Genomic DNA, 15,002 nt, shown 5'->3' on the forward strand with positions numbered 1-15,002 from the left:
ATGGGTTTGCGGATTGGGAGGCGCGGATTTCTGGATCACTCAATACTTACAGCTTTGATAACCTAATCCATTTAAAGGAGGAAGCCCATTGAAAGCCATCGTATTAGATCGTTTTGGAGGTCCTGAGGTATTAAAGGTTAAAGACGTAGACGTTCCTTCCATTTCTCTTAATGAGGTATTGATAAAAGTTAAGAAAACGAGCGTGAATTTTGCGGATATTAAAAATCGAACTGGCAAAAAAGCAGCAGGTGAATTTCCGTTAATTCTGGGATTAGATGCTGCAGGAATAATAGAGAGCACTGGCCCGGGAGTTAAGAATTTGAAACGAGGCCAAAGGGTGATTGCGTTTCCTAAACATGGTTCATATGCAGAATATGTAGTAGCTGATGAGCAGCTTACATTTCCAATACCGGATGAACTTGACTTTGATGTCGCTGCTGCATGCCCGATTGTTTCTTTCCTGTCTTATATGTTATTAAAACGAGTTGGCAGGATTGAAAAAGGTGATACGGTGCTAGTCCACGCTGCTTCTGGTGGTGTCGGAACTACAGCCATTCAATTAGCCAGGATACTTGGCGCAGGAACCATTATTGGGACTGTTGGGGATGAAAAGAAACTTAATACAGTCAAAGAAGCTGGAGCGGATTACGCCTTGACGTATGATGAATTTTATAAACATGTAAATGAAATTACCAATCATCAGGGTGCCGATATCATATTGGACTCGATTTCAGGAAAGATATCTGAAGAAAGTATGAATTGTTTAGCACCTTATGGAAGGCTTGTTCATTTTGGGAACTCCAGTGGAGAAGTAGGTACCTATCTAACTAAAAACCTTCATTTCAGCTGCCGTTCCGTATTAGGATTTAGCTTTGGAACCACTCGAAAGAAAAAACCCGAGATGCTGAAAGAAGTTTCAGAAGAAGTATTCAAGATACTGTCAGATGGCAGCCTCAACATTAAAATCGGAGAACAATTTAATTTAGAAGATGCAAATCAAGCTCATATATTAATGGAATCACGGCAGCATGTGGGTAAGATCCTGTTGAAGGTAGACGAGTAGTGAGTCGTGGGGACGCATATTGTGAATCATTCGAGATTCGAATGATTCAAGAAAACGTCTCCGATACTTATAAAAAAGAATGTAGGAGAGTTAAAATGTGGATCATATTAGGGATAATGGCAATAGTAGCAACAGTAATCAATCTACTTATGTATGCAGCAGGAAAGGATTATAAGCTGGCGATGGCAATGGGATTGTCATTGACCGCATTAACACTGTGCGCAGAATACAGTGTGGTATCTGATTGGGTAAAATCTGAAAGCTGGGCGTCTTTAGCGGATGTCGTACCCGGCATGGAAAGAGCGTTATGGTTCTTGACCATTGTTTCGATCTTGCTGAATATTACGCCTGTGTTTTTGGAGCGGAGAAAAAAGAAATAAGATCTGGGTGAGGCAGGGGGACGTATATTCTGAATCATTAGAGATGCGAATGATTCAGAATATACGTCCCCTCACTTTACTCGACAAAATAACTGGATGTAGTGAAGATGAGATGGAAAAAGGGGGTATTAATAAATGGTTACTCAGTTGAAATCGAGTTCATCCGATATAAATGATTTTATTGTGAATCTGCAAATAGGGATTTCAGACATAATCAAAGATGATTTGATTGGTATCTATATCCATGGTTCGTTAGCAATGGGAGGATTTAATCCGAACAGTAGTGATATTGATGTATTGGTCGTTACGAATAAGCTGATGACAGTTCAAACTAAAAGGGAATTAGCAAAACTCTTATTAATGCATTCTAATTCCCCATTCCCAGTTGAAATTAGCTTCCTGAATAAAGAGCAATTAAAGGTCTGGCAGCATCCTTGCCCATATGATTTTCATTATAGTGAATTTTGGAGAGAACGATATGCAAATGATTTATCAAATGGGACAATCGAATTCTTAAACTGTGATGTCAATGTCGATGCAGATTTAGCGGCTCATATTACCATCACTAATAATAGAGGGGTTTGTATATATGGTAGATCTATTGAAAAAGTTTTTCCTTTAATTCCATCCTCAGATTATCTTTCATCAATATTGAATGATTTTGAGGATTGTTTAGAAAATATTGAAGAGGACCTAATTTACTGTACGCTAAACTTGATTAGAGTTTATTGGTACCTAACAGAAGGAGTTATTTCTTCAAAACAAGAAGCTGGTAACTGGGGATTAACTGCATTGCCAAAAGAGATTAAAAATACAGTTGAAAAAGTGGTTAAATGTTATTCCTGTGATAAAAATACTTATGATTTTGAGAGAAATGAACTTGTGTTGTTAAAAAACTACATTTCAAACAATGTACAAGAGCTATTAAAATAACTGGGCACTCATGGTGAGAAAAGGGTACATATATGCTGGAACATTAGAGCTTCGAATGATTCACCATATACGTCCCCTTGCTTCACGGATTCCGAAAAGCAAACGCACCCACAAAACTAATGAACAAACTCACAACAAGTAACGTAATACTCACAGTGAGCACCAGGGCTCTATATTTTGTTCCCTTAGCAAGATAAGCAAATACTACAGCGGCTGTACTATAGATAATTAAAAATAAGAACATTAAAGGGCCGGTGTAGCCAAACGTTAACATGCTCGCGATAACTTGCTCATTCATCATAGAACCAATTAATACAGCTCCGATAATGATGAAAATCAGCGAAAGAGTAGCAAGAAAATTCCTCATTTAATTCTCCTTTAGGTAAAAGATACGATTCCAGATTACTGCTCAAGGCTTACTGATAAACTCAACAGCTTCTCTCAACAATTCAGTAAAATCATCAGGAAAGAAGTGGCCCAATCCTTCTTTAACAATCAATTTGCACGGAAATTCGTTGTCTTCTAAGAGCTTTACGAACTCGACAGTTTTCTTGTAAAAAGGATCTTGATCTCCTGTGATAATGCAGCCTTTAAGGTCATGCGTATTTCCCTTTAGCAAACCTTCCAAAGCAGCCACATCCTGAATGGCTGGAATGACCGCTATAAATCCTTTTGTGCTAAGTGTATTTCCATTAAAACTGAGTTCAATCGCTAATTTCCCACCCTGAGATGCACCCGCAATTATATCCTGTTTTGTATTGAAGTTTTCTTTGAAATCCTTGAATGATTCGGTAATTTCATTGACCGCAATACTTGGATTGTCCCAGCAGTAAGCGTTATATCCGAATACCTGAGAGGATTGTGGAAATGCCAAGAGAAGGTCACCTAATAAACGGTCGTCAAACCAATAAGGAGCAAAGGTCTCTACATTAGAACCCCGCATGTGCAACGAAAATAACCCTGTATCTGACTGATCATGGCCGTATGTAAACAGTTCAGGTTTAGACATATGTTGATGATTTTCTAAAATTCTCTGGCACTCATCTAAAATCAATTTGAACGCTTCGATGTCTTTGAGGTTTTTTAAGTGCCGGTCATAAGTCAGCGCAAGAGGGTTCCACCATATTCCTTGATGTAAACCGTCGTTAAGTGCTGCAATGGCGTTTTGCTCGTTTCCTTGAGCAGCATAAGCGCAAGCTCTCCAAAATGTTGTTTTCTCTAATCTATCGGGAAAACCATCCTGGGCTTGATCAATCAACAAATGAATGTCATCGTACTTTTCTAATTCAAATAAGCTAAAAAGTTCTTTTTGAAGTTCAACAAGCTTTGTTTCCTTCACGATTTCACGCTCCTTAATATTCTTCAGAAATAAACGTTGATGTTTTCATTTTAGTAATGACTGTTTAATCAACACTCAAAAACTCCTCGCCAGTTACCCACTCTACATCATCACCCAATTGAATAATCGGTTCTACGAAGCTGCCTTCCATCACCTTGTAATCATTGTTGCCGCCAATAAAAGACCCATCATCAAAGTCAAAAAAGTAACTGTTAAAGCCTTTATGGATGGTCATCGTATAGTCCAACAGCTCGTTATTTCTCCCGAATTGCTTGTTAAGTGATACAGTTGACTGGTCGGCAATTAATTGATTTATCATGTCGCGATCATCGATACGTGCCCATAAGGTTTCACCGTTTATACGGGATTCTAAAATGATATGAGTGATATCATCCGTTCCGCTGAGATTCTCGCTTAAAACCTTTCCAAACGTAGTATTACCAGTAAGTTGAAACCAGGTCATTCCACCTGCTGTTATGACGAGTATGATTAACAAACTTGCGATTAACTTCTTCAAAAAATCCCTCCCGCTAAAAACTCGTCCCCAACCTCCATCACTTCACAATCCTCAACATCATATTCGCACCCTTTTGAAACTCATAAGGCACATTCATCTCTTCAACCTGATAACCTTTGTTTTGTAAATAGTCTATGAGGCGATCTAAATGCTCGTATCGTTTTCCTTCTAAATCAATCAAAGGAAAGAGTCTAATCTCTTCTTTGGTCACCCTTAGAAATTCATTTAGCGTGTCTAAATGAAACTGGAAATCCAGTCTGTCAGCATAAGTAAACAGGAAGTGTGCGGATACCAGGATATCAAAGGCTTGATCGGCAAATGGCAATACGGGTAGCTCAACGGGAATATAACGGTCAGGATTTTCCTGCATATCCTGCGTACAGGTCAGCAAAGCTTTTTTACGATGTTCATGTAAATGACTGATGTCAGTAAAGTACTGCCATCTATAATGATCCTTCGCCTTCTCCATATGAGTCATCGCATGCTTAAGATCCTCCTATCTCAATTGGATTTCAGCTCCCCAGTTTTATTGAAAAAACTACGGTAGTAAACCTATCTTTTTATTAAACGCTCATAAAAACCGATACAAAAGACAAGAATCCCGGCTATGATTAGTGAATATATGTAGCCCTCAAGAACTGAGGTATATTCCGAACTTAAGTTCTAATGAAAAATGTCAACCAATCCATAAGCTAAAGGAGTGCTGAGAACTGTTATTGCAATGCCTAAAATAAAGTAAGTGTATGCTTTCATTGATTCACCTCCATATGTTATATCCATATTTTAGCGCTGGCGGGTGAGTGTTTTCTAACCATTTTTAAAAAGGGTATAAGTCTCTGTTAAGGTATTGTAAAAATCAGGTTGACTATTCAGTTCAACTGTATTAATGTATTTATTAAGTTGAACTATATAGTCAAACTGAATAGTGGGTGAAAGTATGAAACATAAATTATTACCGTTATCTGAGACCATGCATTACATTTTATTAGCTCTGCGTGAGCCGCGCCATGGCTATGCTGTCATGCAGGAGATAGAAAAGATGAGCAATGGCGACGTTATTTTAGCAGCGGGAACGTTGTACGGTGCGATTGAAAATCTGAATAAACACGGTTGGATTGAACCGGTAGGAAGCTCAGGCCGGAGGAGGATTTATCATATTACTGATGAAGGCAGAGAAGTATTAAAGACAGAGCAGCAAAGACTCCAACACATTTTATCCTTGTATGAAGGAAGTGAATGCAATGAAGAGGTTTAAAGTCTTTTTGGATGTAGAGAAAGAAGAGCAGTGGCTGAACGAGCAGTTGGAGAAAGGGTACCGCTGTACGAATATTAGCGGACTGGGGATCTACACTTTCGAAAAAACGGAAAAGAAATACGTGATGCGCCTTGATTATCAGGCTGATTTATCTAAACGTAGGCTTGAGGAGTACAAGGGGATTTATGAGGATTTCGGCTGGAACTATGTAAAGGGCTTTGCGCTGAACGGGATTAGATATTGGCAAAAGGAAGACGATGGTCAGAACGAAATCTTCTCAGACCGGGAGTCCACCGTTCATTACTATAGGAGGCTGATGAAGTACTCTTTATGGTTAGGTATGTTATTCCTGGCTTATTCCTTCATGCTCTATAGCGATTCAGGACTGTACCACGAAGGACTGTGGAATATGGAAGGCTCAATATTCTGGAAAGCACTTGTATTTGAAACCCCATTCGCTCTTATAAAGTTGCTGCCAGCCATCATGGTTGTTGCGTTCAGTTTGAGTTTTTATAAGTCTTATCAGAAATATGTGGTTTTGAAGGGGCAGTGATAATAGGAACGTGAATTCTGAGTCATCGGATTACCAAACGATTCAAAATTCACGTCCCTACTTTAATCTATCTCTAAAACATTTTCTAAATAACTTCTTTCTTGCTCTAATTGTACTTTAAGGTTTTCATCTTCCATTACTTCAGCGATATCAAAAGCTTTATTAATAGCTTTATCACCATTACTCTTGTTCAATAAGTTTTCCAGTAGCCCTTTTCTTATATAGCACAAAGCTATTTGGGGATAAGCCTTTTGTTCTTTTAGGTCTGTTAATACATCTTCATTTAAAGAGTTAGCTTGGATCAATAATTTTTTTCTAATGAGGAGTTGAACTAAATTGTATTTAAAAGGAATAAAAATTTTTTTATAATCTATATAGTTTTCATACTTTTCACTTTGCTTTAGAGCATAGTTTGTAATGGAAACGGCTGTTTCAATGGGGAACAAAAATAAAATAACACCAATTAATTTGAAGTCTGATAAATACCATGTATCGAGTTTCTCAAGTCTCTTCCAAACTTTTTCTGCATAGGATCGAGCCGACTCAAAATTACCGCTTTCCTCAATATTGATTAAACCTCTGGAAATACTCAAAATATCTTCTATGTAACGATCATCATTTTCCATCAAATACACTTTAGAGGCCGAAATAATTTCGTTCAGCGATCTTATATCTATAAACTTTATTTGAAAAAAATTTCTAATTATCTTATCCCGGGGTGAGTAATCATAACCATAATGGACAAACTTAAATTCCTCTAAATCCATCTCTAAATTATCAAGTATTTTATGAAATTTCTGATAACTTATTTCGATATTTTCCAGCTCAAACTTGGAATAACTTGTTTGATGCATAATATTTTTACTTACTTCGCTCTGTTTGTAATTTTTAGATAATCTGATCTGTTTTACTGTTTCTCCTACCATGTTCATAGATAATCACCTAATTTCAATATAAGGTTATATGCTTATTTTATCTTCTTTGTAGTTAAAAGTATACATAATAGAGGCAGTTAATAGAAAGGAGGATGGAAATGGATATCATAATAATGACGATCGGTTGGATGGTTGGGTGCTGCTAAAGGTTTATAACATATAACAATTATGAAAATTCAAGTATAACTTGTTTTTTAGTTTGTTATGACATTCTTTTAGATTTAGGCTGAACGAGATAAGCATGACACTTTTAAAAATGAAATTATAAAAAAGGGGGATGCAATAAATGAAGAAAATTGGTAAACTTTTCTTAGCAAGTAGTTTAGCTTTAGGTGGATTATTTTCATTAGGGGAAACAGTATCGGTGGCAAGTAGTAATCCTATCGATAGTTTAGAGAATATGAATGTAATTGAAGCTAGTGAGTTAGTGAAGGATAAAAAAATTAAAAACAATAACAAAAATCTCGAAGAGTTAAATGTCGAATATAATTTAAAAGATGTAGATTTAGATAATCTTGAGGAAGGAACGAATGTGTATAATTTTGAAACTGAAGAGGATTTACAAAAGTTCTTAGAAGAAATTGAAAGCACACCAAAAAAAGTCCATAAAGAAATAAAGCTAAATGATTCTAACAATGATCATAAAGTCTCTGATGATGGAGAATTTTCTACTATGGCAACATCTTCAGTTAGGCCTTCTACAAGCGAAAACACTGGCTTCTCAGATGTATATTTATATGCTGACATAAGCGTGTACTCAACTGGTTCATTCAGACAAATTACTGGTATAAATAAAGTTTGGACAGAACACAACGGTGTTACGTTCTCGCAAGATTGGAAAGAGACGTATGCTTACGGAACCGTCAATAGTACAAAGCAGTTAGCAAACATTTATGGTGGCGGTGAATTTAGTTACGTGCTCTTCATTGAGGGAATTGGTAAATTGTACACAAGAAAAATTGACTTAAGTTTTACTTACTATTTATAAGTTCAATTAAAACTTAAGAGGAGGTCACCAAATGTTTGATTATGTGTGGCAAATCACAAATGGTATTGTTTTCATCTCACTGTTTGTTTTTATATTGAGGTGGTTGTTAAAAAAGAATATTAAAACCTCGTGATTAAAAAGGACGTATAGCCTGAATCTCAGATCTCGGTGATTCTGTTATACGTCTTTTTTAATTTTTATTCCTCCTATTATCCTCCTGCTTCAACCAATACCTGATCCCCTTTCCAGCCAAAGGTTCATCGTTATATCTCGGTATCACGTGGAGATGACTGTGGGGGATTTCCTGGTTCGACACTTTGCCAACATTCCATCCCATTGTATAGCCATCCGGAGAGTATCTTTCATCTAGGATTCGTTTCGCCTCATGCAAAATTTCATAGGTATCCTTCCACTCTTCAGGTGTTAGCTCAAACGGATCCTGGCGGTGATTCTTAGGAACAATCAAGCCGCTGCCTTCTAAAATTCCCTGATGCTTATTGTGCTGCAGAAAATAGCACGTTGCATTCTCTAGTATAATAGTTTGTTCAATGTCCTGATCCGGGTTGCACAAAGGACAATGTTGATCGTAAGCCATATTTCTCCCACCTTAAAAAAATCTCTAAATAGCCTGATGTTATCGTTAGATTTTACCATAAAAAGTATGGGGAAGTTTATATCCACATCAAAACGTTTAGACGCAGACATTTATCATTAGAAATATATGTTAAAATCGAATTGTAGGTAAATCTTAATTTTACAAAGGGAGGTTGGTCCAGTGGTAAAGAAATAATCAAAGAAAATCTATGTCTTGAAAAATAGAATAGCATGTAGATTTTCTTCATTTACGACGAATAGATCAATAACGATTGAGGAGAAATGAACATGCTGAAAAATATACATTCATCCATTTACTATATGCCAAACGACGATGATCGGGAGCGGCCAACTTTAGGACTGGTCGTTGGTGATCAGTGCAGTCTTATTATAGATGCCGGGAATTCTGTTCAACATGCGCAGGATTTTTTGAAGGAAATAGAGTCATTGAATGTGCCGCCGGTAAAATACGTGGTGGTGACGCACGGCCACTGGGATCATTTTTTAGGGTTGAGCGAATTTAACGCGACGATCATCGCGAACCGCCTGACGAGCCAGATCATCCATGAGTGGCAACAGTTCACTTTTGATGATGATTCACTTCAGGAATACGTGGATGATAACAAGATGAGTGCTAAATGTATGGAGATTATAAAAACAGAGATGCCAGAAAGAGAATCCTTTAGCGTTGTTTCTCCTGATCTTACGTTTGAAACGTCTCTGACAATCGACCTCGGAAACAAACTGTGTGTGATTGAGAAAGTTCGGAGTACGCACACGGATGATTCCACGATCGTATATGTACCTGATGACAAAGTATTGTTCTTAGGGGATTGCGCATACGGTACCACGACAAACTCATTATTTCATTATAAACAGTCACAGTTACTGCCGATGATCAACGACATCCAAAAGTATGACGCTGAATTTTTCCTCCTTGGACATGAATCCCTTTGTGACCAGGCTGAGATGAAACAATACTGGGATGAACTCACGGCTGCAAGCAAAGCCACCAGCTCTGCTTCATTAGAAGAAGCCGTCCAGTCCTTCGAAAAAGAAAACAGCAGGCCGCCCAACGCAAATGAGACATTCTTTATCGAAGCATTTGTGAATGATTGGGTGATTAGGTCGAGGTAAGTGAAGAGTGGGGACGTATATGTTGAATCATTTGGTTAACGAATAAAGTAATATACGTCCCCGCATTTTTTGTAGTTTCAGTCTGGGGTTGGCAAGTTTAAAAGCATTGAATATAAGTTTAAAGCTGATCTGCTGTCAGAGAAATAGAATGTATCTTCTTCAAAATGATAAAAATAGATCCCTTTTTCATTTCCCCATAATTCTAACTTTATTTGTTTGCTCTGATCTAATGTAACACCAATATCAAATGTATTTGCGGAACCTCTTTCTAGATTCGCAATAGGTTCTGCATCGACGATAACATTCTTCAACTCATGAAAGAATTTTGAATCATCTTTGATTTCAATGACATTCAATGGGGAGGTAGAACTGAGTTCAAATAATTCATCTGTCTTAGATGCTTTGACTGTAACCAACGTAATGGTGATGTTTTCATTTGCACTACTCTGCTGGGGGGCATTGTCGTTAATATCAGAAAAAAACAAGAAAAATATTATAGAAAAACTAATGATCGATGTTATAGGGATCACCAGGAATCGTCTGCTGAAAAATTTGGTTTTTGAGTCGGTGTAATTGAGTAGGGCATTTAAAGATCTCATTCTATCTGCATCTGATCTTTCAACATTCTTCAATTCTTCAAATAAGTTTTTAAATTCATCTGAATGATTCACTAAAGCTTGCCTCCCTCTTTTTGAATTCTTTCCTCAGCTGAATGAGAGCTCTTGATGTCATAGATTTCACTTTGTCCTCAGACCATTCAAGAATCATGGCCGTCTCTTTTATGGAACACTCATTAATCTTTCTAAGTATGATGACTTCTTTATATTCTTTTTTCAATGTATTTAAAGATTGATACAGATTATTAACGTCTTCTGACTGAATCATCAAGTCCCCGTAAGATATTTGTTTATTCGTAAGGGTGTTCATAAAGAGGTCTATATTTAGTAGGTGCTTGAATCTCTTTTTCTTTAGGTGATCAAGCGTCACATTCCTCGCTATTTTAATCATCCATGTACTGATCGTTGAATCAGACCGAAACTGATTAAGGTTTTTGTATACTCTAATAAATGTTTCTTGTGTCAGGTCCTCAGCTAAATGTTTATCTGACACCATGTAATAAATATATTTAAATACAGCATCTGAATGAAGCAGATAAATTTGCGTTATTTTTTCATCTGAATGATCAGTCATTGTGACACCTCCGCATATCATTAGACGCTATTTTTTGAAAAAAGTGTCATTATTCCAAAAAACATTTACTTTATTAATAAATTGGTTTACCGTTTGATAAAAGACTAGTAGGGACGTATATGGTGGATCATTTTATTAAAGGATGAGAGAAGTTTTACTTACACAAATACTAGTAAAGGAGTGGTGAGATGATTAATGATCCCTGGTTTACAGTGCAACAAATCGATTCACGCACATTTGCGATTAGTGAATATGGCCATTGGGAGAAGGTTCATTCGTTTTTATTGTTAGGCGTGGAAAGAGCGATGTTAATTGATAGCGGACTTGGAATCGATAACATTAAGAGAATAACAGACCAGCTTACGCCTTTACCTGTAGAGGTTTTTACAACACATGTTCATGTTGATCATATTGGGAGTCACGGAGAATTTGATAAGGTATACGTGCATGAACGAGATAGAGAGTGGCTGGAAAACGGAATTTCAGGATTGCCAATCACTCAGATTAGAAAAGATATTGGTAGAGATATCACAAAGCCGACTCCTAAATCTTTTCATCCTTCAACATATCAGTCTTTTCAAGGAAAGCCCTCAGGGTTACTGGAGGACCAGCAACGTATCCATTTGGGAAATCGTGTCATAATCGTGCTACATACTCCAGGGCATTCACCAGGACATGTTTGTTTCTTTGATGAAACAAATGGTTACTTATTTACTGGAGATCTTCTATATGACACAACGCCGATCTATGCATTTTATCCTTCAACGAACCCAGAGGATCTCGTTGCATCGCTTGAAAAAATAACTATGATTAATGGGGTTAACAGGATATTCGGGTCTCATAATACACTTGGCCTATCAATCAGTATTCTAGATGAAGTTAAACTTGCTGTTACACACTTGAGAAAAAATAACTTGGTTAAATTCGGAACAGGGATACATGAATTCCGAGGATTTAGTATTCAATTCTAAATGAGTATGGATAAGTGCTGAGTAGGGACGTATATTTTGAATCTTTAGAGCTTCGAATGATTCAAAATATACGTCCCCCTGTTTCACACGTTACATATCGCTAGAACGGAGAATCAAAATGACACAGTATAACGCTGAGAATCAATTACAGGCCTTGTCCGACATAGGTGCAATCTCAAAAACATTAGGAATAGCGTTTTGGTTGCGTGGCGGATGGGCCATTGATTTTTTACTTGGAAGGGTTACTCGGCCGCACGATGATATTGATATAGTAACGTGGATTGATCATCGTGAGCGTTTAGAGATAGAGCTTGAAGAGGCTGGATACGAGAAAGTGCCTGTTAAAAAAGAATTTTGTGATCGGCAATCTGATTTTCATAAAGAAGATGTAGATATTACATTTACTTATATCACTCGAACAGCGGGTGGAAACCTGATCATGAATGGATTGCCTAAATGGGTTTGGAGACCGGAGTCTTTGCTTGCTGAGACTTTTATTTTGGAAGGAATAACAGCGCAGGTGATTCACCCTAATCAGCTTTTAGAGGAAAAAGAAGTCTATGAACAAATTGGTCGTTTACCAAGAAAAAAAGATGCAGTGAGTAAAAAGATCCTGCATCGAATCATTGATGAAAAATTGGTATAAAAGCATATGCACTTCAAAACCCTCTTCAGAAAGGAAGGCCAACCATGAAAGAAACCAACTTCTCTATTCAAATCAACGCACCAAAAGAATACGTCTGGACCATCCTTTGGGAAGATGAAACCTTCCAGGACTGGGCGAGCATTGTGGACGAGGGTACTTATAAGAAAGGTACCATGAAGGAAGGGAATACGATGGAGTTCATTTCTGCTGTAAACGGCTACGGCGTTACGAGTCTGGTGGAGAATCTCCAGCCCCATGAGTTCGTCTTATTCAGGCACCGCGCTGACACAAAAGAAAGCGGGCAGCAGGAGCGGGACAACGAGTGGACCGGTGGGAAAGAGAGCTATACTCTTAGCGAGGTGAATGGCGTAACGCTTCTAGTCATCACAATGGATATCCCAAAGGAACAGGAAGAAACGTTTGCTGACCGGATTCCGAAAGCATTGGAGCGGATTAAGGAGTTGGCTGAGGGAGAATGAAAGAGTGTAGAGTTGTGGTCTGTCTCTGAGGTCTACGCCATTTAAAGGAGAGTAAAATGATCATTAGAAGATACACGAAAGATGATGAAAAGGGCTGGCTGCGCTGCCGGGTTTTGTCATTTTTGAATACAGCTTATTATGACAATGTGTTGAAGGAGAAGGAGGTTTATGATCATCCTTCGATTGAATTGGTAGCAATCAGGGATAATCAGGTTGTGGGTTTGATTGATGTTGAGTACGAAAAAGAAGCGAAGTCTGTTTGTACCTCAAGGGACCGTCCGGGAGGCATGATCTGGCACATTGCGGTTCACCCTGACTATCAGCGTCAGGGGATTGGTGAAAAGCTTTTAGAGGCTGTCGTGGAGGAAACAAAACGGTTGAACCTGACCTATTTAGAGGCTTGGACGAGAGATGACGTCTGGGTTCAAAAGTGGTATGAAAAAATGAGCTTTGAACAGACAACTTCTTATTATCATTTGTATTTTGAAGGGAATGAGATTTCGTCTGATAAAGTAGAAAAGCTTTATACTGTGACAATGTTTGCACATTACATGGGGAGTGATGTGCAGCAATTTGATCATTTGAAAAGGAAGCATCTTTGTGTTTGTTATGTCAGGGAACTATAAAAGATTTAAGTGGGGACGTATCTGCTGAATCATTCGAATAGCGAATGAAACAAGTTCTACATTCTTTTGTGTTAATAAAGGGGATGAACGGGAGGAGACATAGCATGAAAATCGCATTAATCGGTGACAGTTTAACAGAGGGACGTCCTGGCGTTTCTTTTATAAAATTTTTAAAGGAAACATTTCCAACGGTTACTTTTGACAACTTAGGCAAGCCTGGAGAGTCAGTTAAAAGTCTACATTCTAGATTATTAAAAACCAAATTAGATTCTGATTGTGATCTTGCCTTCGTTTGGATTGGTGTAAACGATGTTTATACTAAATTATTGAAGGTGCAAGCACAGCCAGTGACGAAAAATCATGAAGAATTTAAAGATCTTTACGAAGAAATCCTGAATATAGTACTTGGATCTTCCAAAAATATTGTAGCAGTTTCACCAGCACTAGTGGGTGAGACGAACAATTTAGCTAACAAAGAAATAAAAGAATTAACCGCCATCATTGAATCTATCGTGAATAGAACGGCAAACACCAGCTTTGTAAATATTTATTCCGTGTTTGAAGAACGTTTAGCTAAGGTCAATAGTTCTGACTACATCAGCACGAAGGTGTTAACAGTCATGAAAGATGTATTGTTTTATAAAAAGAACGCCCGAATTGATAAATTATCTAAAAAAAGGGGATTAAATTTTACTTTAGATGGCATTCATTTAAATAGTTCCGGTGCTCGAATTGTGGCAGAAATAGACGCATCAGCTATCGACAAGTTTTTCTACATCAATCACAGTGTTATAAAAGAATAATGGGGTAGTGCGGTAAGTTGTATTGATGGCGTACATAAAAAAATTCGTTATACAAATAATTTTTAATGTTCTTTACTTTAATGCTCAATTTGAAATTTGATAAAACAGAATGTGAGAGGATCCAATGCAAAAGAAACCGACTGTAGTCATCCTATTAATCGTAGTGTTAGGCTTGTCTTTATTATCCGTTTTTCAATATAGAGAGCTGGCGGCTGCACAGAAAAACCAGGAGAATAACGTGCTGGATGCTCTTGGATTAATGGATACTTCTTATGTGAAATTTATGGAATTTGAAAATAACCTACTTACTGATAATCCGACTGATGAGCAAATGCAGGACTATGAATGTATCAGGGAAGTACTCATCAGCTATTCTCAGACAATCATGAACTTGACCTATATAAATGGGGAAGTGGATGACGACTATGTTGAATTTCATTATGCCCTGGCCACGCTGACTCAGAATTTCGGATCCGCGGGCACATCTGAAGAACGTCAGGAAATTCATGATGAGGTAGAAGAGTGGTATAGCCGTTTTCAGGACATTGTGGAGCGGTTAAGCGCAGAGTATGATTGACGAGAAAGGAATTTC

At 37.6% G+C, this 15,002-nt stretch carries 21 protein-coding genes; 13 read left to right on the forward strand and 8 right to left on the reverse strand.

The features are described 5' to 3' along the window. The first annotated feature begins 88 nt into the window (after positions 1–88). From H7968_RS09655 to H7968_RS09665, 3 genes are all read left to right on the forward strand, one after another. A complete protein-coding gene (locus H7968_RS09655) occupies positions 89–1,063 on the forward strand; it encodes a quinone oxidoreductase family protein (RefSeq protein WP_227395948.1) in 975 nt (324 codons plus the stop codon). Positions 1,064–1,158: 95 nt separating this feature from the next. Further along, the gene (locus H7968_RS09660; protein WP_227395949.1) at positions 1,159–1,443 is read left to right on the forward strand and encodes a hypothetical protein; all 285 of its coding nucleotides are present in this window, start codon (positions 1,159–1,161) and stop codon (positions 1,441–1,443) included. Positions 1,444–1,578: 135 nt separating this feature from the next. Then, positions 1,579–2,376 (forward strand): aminoglycoside adenylyltransferase domain-containing protein, encoded by a 798-nt coding sequence (locus H7968_RS09665; protein WP_227395950.1) that lies wholly within the window; start codon positions 1,579–1,581, stop codon positions 2,374–2,376. 82 nt (positions 2,377–2,458) lie between these two features. Here the strand turns inward: H7968_RS09665 and H7968_RS09670 are convergent, their stop codons facing one another. The 4 genes from H7968_RS09670 to H7968_RS09685 form a co-directional block, all read right to left on the reverse strand. Then, positions 2,459–2,743, reverse strand: coding sequence for a hypothetical protein (locus H7968_RS09670; protein ID WP_227395951.1), 285 nt, complete (start codon positions 2,741–2,743; stop codon positions 2,459–2,461). Positions 2,744–2,785: 42 nt separating this feature from the next. Beyond that, complete coding sequence (locus H7968_RS09675) at positions 2,786–3,715, reverse strand: alpha/beta hydrolase family protein (RefSeq protein WP_227395952.1); 930 nt, start codon at positions 3,713–3,715, stop codon at positions 2,786–2,788. A gap of 64 nt (positions 3,716–3,779) precedes the next feature. After that, positions 3,780–4,232 (reverse strand): hypothetical protein, encoded by a 453-nt coding sequence (locus tag H7968_RS09680; RefSeq protein WP_227395953.1) that lies wholly within the window; start codon positions 4,230–4,232, stop codon positions 3,780–3,782. 37 nt (positions 4,233–4,269) lie between these two features. Then, positions 4,270–4,710 (reverse strand): class I SAM-dependent methyltransferase, encoded by a 441-nt coding sequence (locus tag H7968_RS09685; protein WP_227395954.1) that lies wholly within the window; start codon positions 4,708–4,710, stop codon positions 4,270–4,272. Between the two features lie 459 nt (positions 4,711–5,169). Between H7968_RS09685 and H7968_RS09690 the strand changes: the two genes are divergently transcribed. Both H7968_RS09690 and H7968_RS09695 read left to right on the forward strand, forming a co-directional pair. After that, positions 5,170–5,487: a PadR family transcriptional regulator gene (locus H7968_RS09690; protein WP_227395955.1), complete on the forward strand. Its 318-nt coding sequence runs from the start codon at positions 5,170–5,172 to the stop codon at positions 5,485–5,487. After that, positions 5,474–6,040, forward strand: coding sequence for a DUF2812 domain-containing protein (locus H7968_RS09695; protein WP_227395956.1), 567 nt, complete (start codon positions 5,474–5,476; stop codon positions 6,038–6,040). The genes H7968_RS09690 and H7968_RS09695 overlap by 14 nt, the downstream gene beginning before the upstream one ends. Before the next feature lie 62 nt (positions 6,041–6,102). Here H7968_RS09695 and H7968_RS09700 read toward each other — a convergent pair whose 3' ends face one another. Then, positions 6,103–6,972 carry an Rgg/GadR/MutR family transcriptional regulator gene (locus H7968_RS09700; RefSeq protein WP_227395957.1) on the reverse strand — a complete coding sequence of 290 codons (870 nt, stop codon included), beginning with the start codon at positions 6,970–6,972 and terminating at the stop codon, positions 6,103–6,105. A gap of 289 nt (positions 6,973–7,261) precedes the next feature. Between H7968_RS09700 and H7968_RS09705 the strand changes: the two genes are divergently transcribed. Continuing rightward, complete coding sequence (locus tag H7968_RS09705) at positions 7,262–7,963, forward strand: hypothetical protein (RefSeq protein WP_227395958.1); 702 nt, start codon at positions 7,262–7,264, stop codon at positions 7,961–7,963. 190 nt (positions 7,964–8,153) lie between these two features. On the opposite strand, the gene H7968_RS09710 is transcribed toward H7968_RS09705, so the two are convergent. Then, a complete protein-coding gene (locus H7968_RS09710) occupies positions 8,154–8,558 on the reverse strand; it encodes an HIT family protein (protein ID WP_227395959.1) in 405 nt (134 codons plus the stop codon). 287 nt (positions 8,559–8,845) lie between these two features. On the opposite strand from H7968_RS09710, the gene H7968_RS09715 reads away from it, so the two are divergent. Then, a complete protein-coding gene (locus tag H7968_RS09715) occupies positions 8,846–9,694 on the forward strand; it encodes an MBL fold metallo-hydrolase (protein WP_227395960.1) in 849 nt (282 codons plus the stop codon). Between the two features lie 77 nt (positions 9,695–9,771). Here H7968_RS09715 and H7968_RS09720 read toward each other — a convergent pair whose 3' ends face one another. Together H7968_RS09720 and H7968_RS09725 are read right to left on the reverse strand one after the other, a co-directional pair. After that, positions 9,772–10,365, reverse strand: coding sequence for a hypothetical protein (locus H7968_RS09720; protein WP_227395961.1), 594 nt, complete (start codon positions 10,363–10,365; stop codon positions 9,772–9,774). Further along, a complete protein-coding gene (locus tag H7968_RS09725; protein WP_134376049.1) occupies positions 10,349–10,885 on the reverse strand; it encodes an RNA polymerase sigma factor in 537 nt (178 codons plus the stop codon). Before H7968_RS09725 ends, H7968_RS09720 begins: the two co-directional genes overlap by 17 nt. A gap of 188 nt (positions 10,886–11,073) precedes the next feature. Between H7968_RS09725 and H7968_RS09730 the strand changes: the two genes are divergently transcribed. The 6 genes from H7968_RS09730 to H7968_RS09755 all read left to right on the forward strand — a co-directional run bounded on the left by H7968_RS09730 (position 11,074) and on the right by H7968_RS09755 (position 14,987). Continuing rightward, complete coding sequence (locus tag H7968_RS09730; protein WP_227395962.1) at positions 11,074–11,856, forward strand: MBL fold metallo-hydrolase; 783 nt, start codon at positions 11,074–11,076, stop codon at positions 11,854–11,856. A 118-nt stretch (positions 11,857–11,974) separates the two neighbouring features. Further along, entirely contained in the window at positions 11,975–12,502 is a 528-nt protein-coding gene (locus H7968_RS09735) for a nucleotidyltransferase domain-containing protein (RefSeq protein WP_227395963.1), read from the forward strand. Positions 12,503–12,546: 44 nt separating this feature from the next. Beyond that, positions 12,547–12,981, forward strand: coding sequence for a hypothetical protein (locus H7968_RS09740; protein ID WP_227395964.1), 435 nt, complete (start codon positions 12,547–12,549; stop codon positions 12,979–12,981). Positions 12,982–13,037: 56 nt separating this feature from the next. Further along, positions 13,038–13,607 carry a GNAT family N-acetyltransferase gene (locus H7968_RS09745; protein WP_227395965.1) on the forward strand — a complete coding sequence of 190 codons (570 nt, stop codon included), beginning with the start codon at positions 13,038–13,040 and terminating at the stop codon, positions 13,605–13,607. A gap of 104 nt (positions 13,608–13,711) precedes the next feature. Beyond that, a complete protein-coding gene (locus H7968_RS09750; protein ID WP_227395966.1) occupies positions 13,712–14,410 on the forward strand; it encodes an SGNH/GDSL hydrolase family protein in 699 nt (232 codons plus the stop codon). Positions 14,411–14,534: 124 nt separating this feature from the next. Continuing rightward, positions 14,535–14,987: a hypothetical protein gene (locus H7968_RS09755; RefSeq protein ID WP_227395967.1), complete on the forward strand. Its 453-nt coding sequence runs from the start codon at positions 14,535–14,537 to the stop codon at positions 14,985–14,987. Positions 14,988–15,002: the final 15 nt, after the last annotated feature.

It is taken from the genome of Jeotgalibacillus aurantiacus, assembly GCF_020595125.1.
GTDB lineage: Bacteria > Bacillota > Bacilli > Bacillales > Jeotgalibacillaceae > Jeotgalibacillus > Jeotgalibacillus aurantiacus.

Coding starts and splice junctions, on each gene's coding strand:
- H7968_RS09660 (WP_227395949.1), top strand. CDS start 1,159: ATGTGGATCATATTAGGGATAATGGCAATAGTAGCAACAGTAATCAAT.
- H7968_RS09665 (WP_227395950.1), top strand. CDS start 1,579: ATGGTTACTCAGTTGAAATCGAGTTCATCCGATATAAATGATTTTATT.
- H7968_RS09670 (WP_227395951.1), bottom strand. CDS start 2,743: ATGAGGAATTTTCTTGCTACTCTTTCGCTGATTTTCATCATTATCGGA.
- H7968_RS09685 (WP_227395954.1), bottom strand. CDS start 4,710: ATGACTCATATGGAGAAGGCGAAGGATCATTATAGATGGCAGTACTTT.
- H7968_RS09690 (WP_227395955.1), top strand. CDS start 5,170: ATGAAACATAAATTATTACCGTTATCTGAGACCATGCATTACATTTTA.
- H7968_RS09695 (WP_227395956.1), top strand. CDS start 5,474: ATGAAGAGGTTTAAAGTCTTTTTGGATGTAGAGAAAGAAGAGCAGTGG.
- H7968_RS09700 (WP_227395957.1), bottom strand. CDS start 6,972: ATGAACATGGTAGGAGAAACAGTAAAACAGATCAGATTATCTAAAAAT.
- H7968_RS09705 (WP_227395958.1), top strand. CDS start 7,262: ATGAAGAAAATTGGTAAACTTTTCTTAGCAAGTAGTTTAGCTTTAGGT.
- H7968_RS09710 (WP_227395959.1), bottom strand. CDS start 8,558: ATGGCTTACGATCAACATTGTCCTTTGTGCAACCCGGATCAGGACATT.
- H7968_RS09715 (WP_227395960.1), top strand. CDS start 8,846: ATGCTGAAAAATATACATTCATCCATTTACTATATGCCAAACGACGAT.
- H7968_RS09725 (WP_134376049.1), bottom strand. CDS start 10,885: ATGACTGATCATTCAGATGAAAAAATAACGCAAATTTATCTGCTTCAT.
- H7968_RS09730 (WP_227395962.1), top strand. CDS start 11,074: ATGATTAATGATCCCTGGTTTACAGTGCAACAAATCGATTCACGCACA.
- H7968_RS09735 (WP_227395963.1), top strand. CDS start 11,975: ATGACACAGTATAACGCTGAGAATCAATTACAGGCCTTGTCCGACATA.
- H7968_RS09740 (WP_227395964.1), top strand. CDS start 12,547: ATGAAAGAAACCAACTTCTCTATTCAAATCAACGCACCAAAAGAATAC.
- H7968_RS09745 (WP_227395965.1), top strand. CDS start 13,038: ATGATCATTAGAAGATACACGAAAGATGATGAAAAGGGCTGGCTGCGC.
- H7968_RS09750 (WP_227395966.1), top strand. CDS start 13,712: ATGAAAATCGCATTAATCGGTGACAGTTTAACAGAGGGACGTCCTGGC.
- H7968_RS09755 (WP_227395967.1), top strand. CDS start 14,535: ATGCAAAAGAAACCGACTGTAGTCATCCTATTAATCGTAGTGTTAGGC.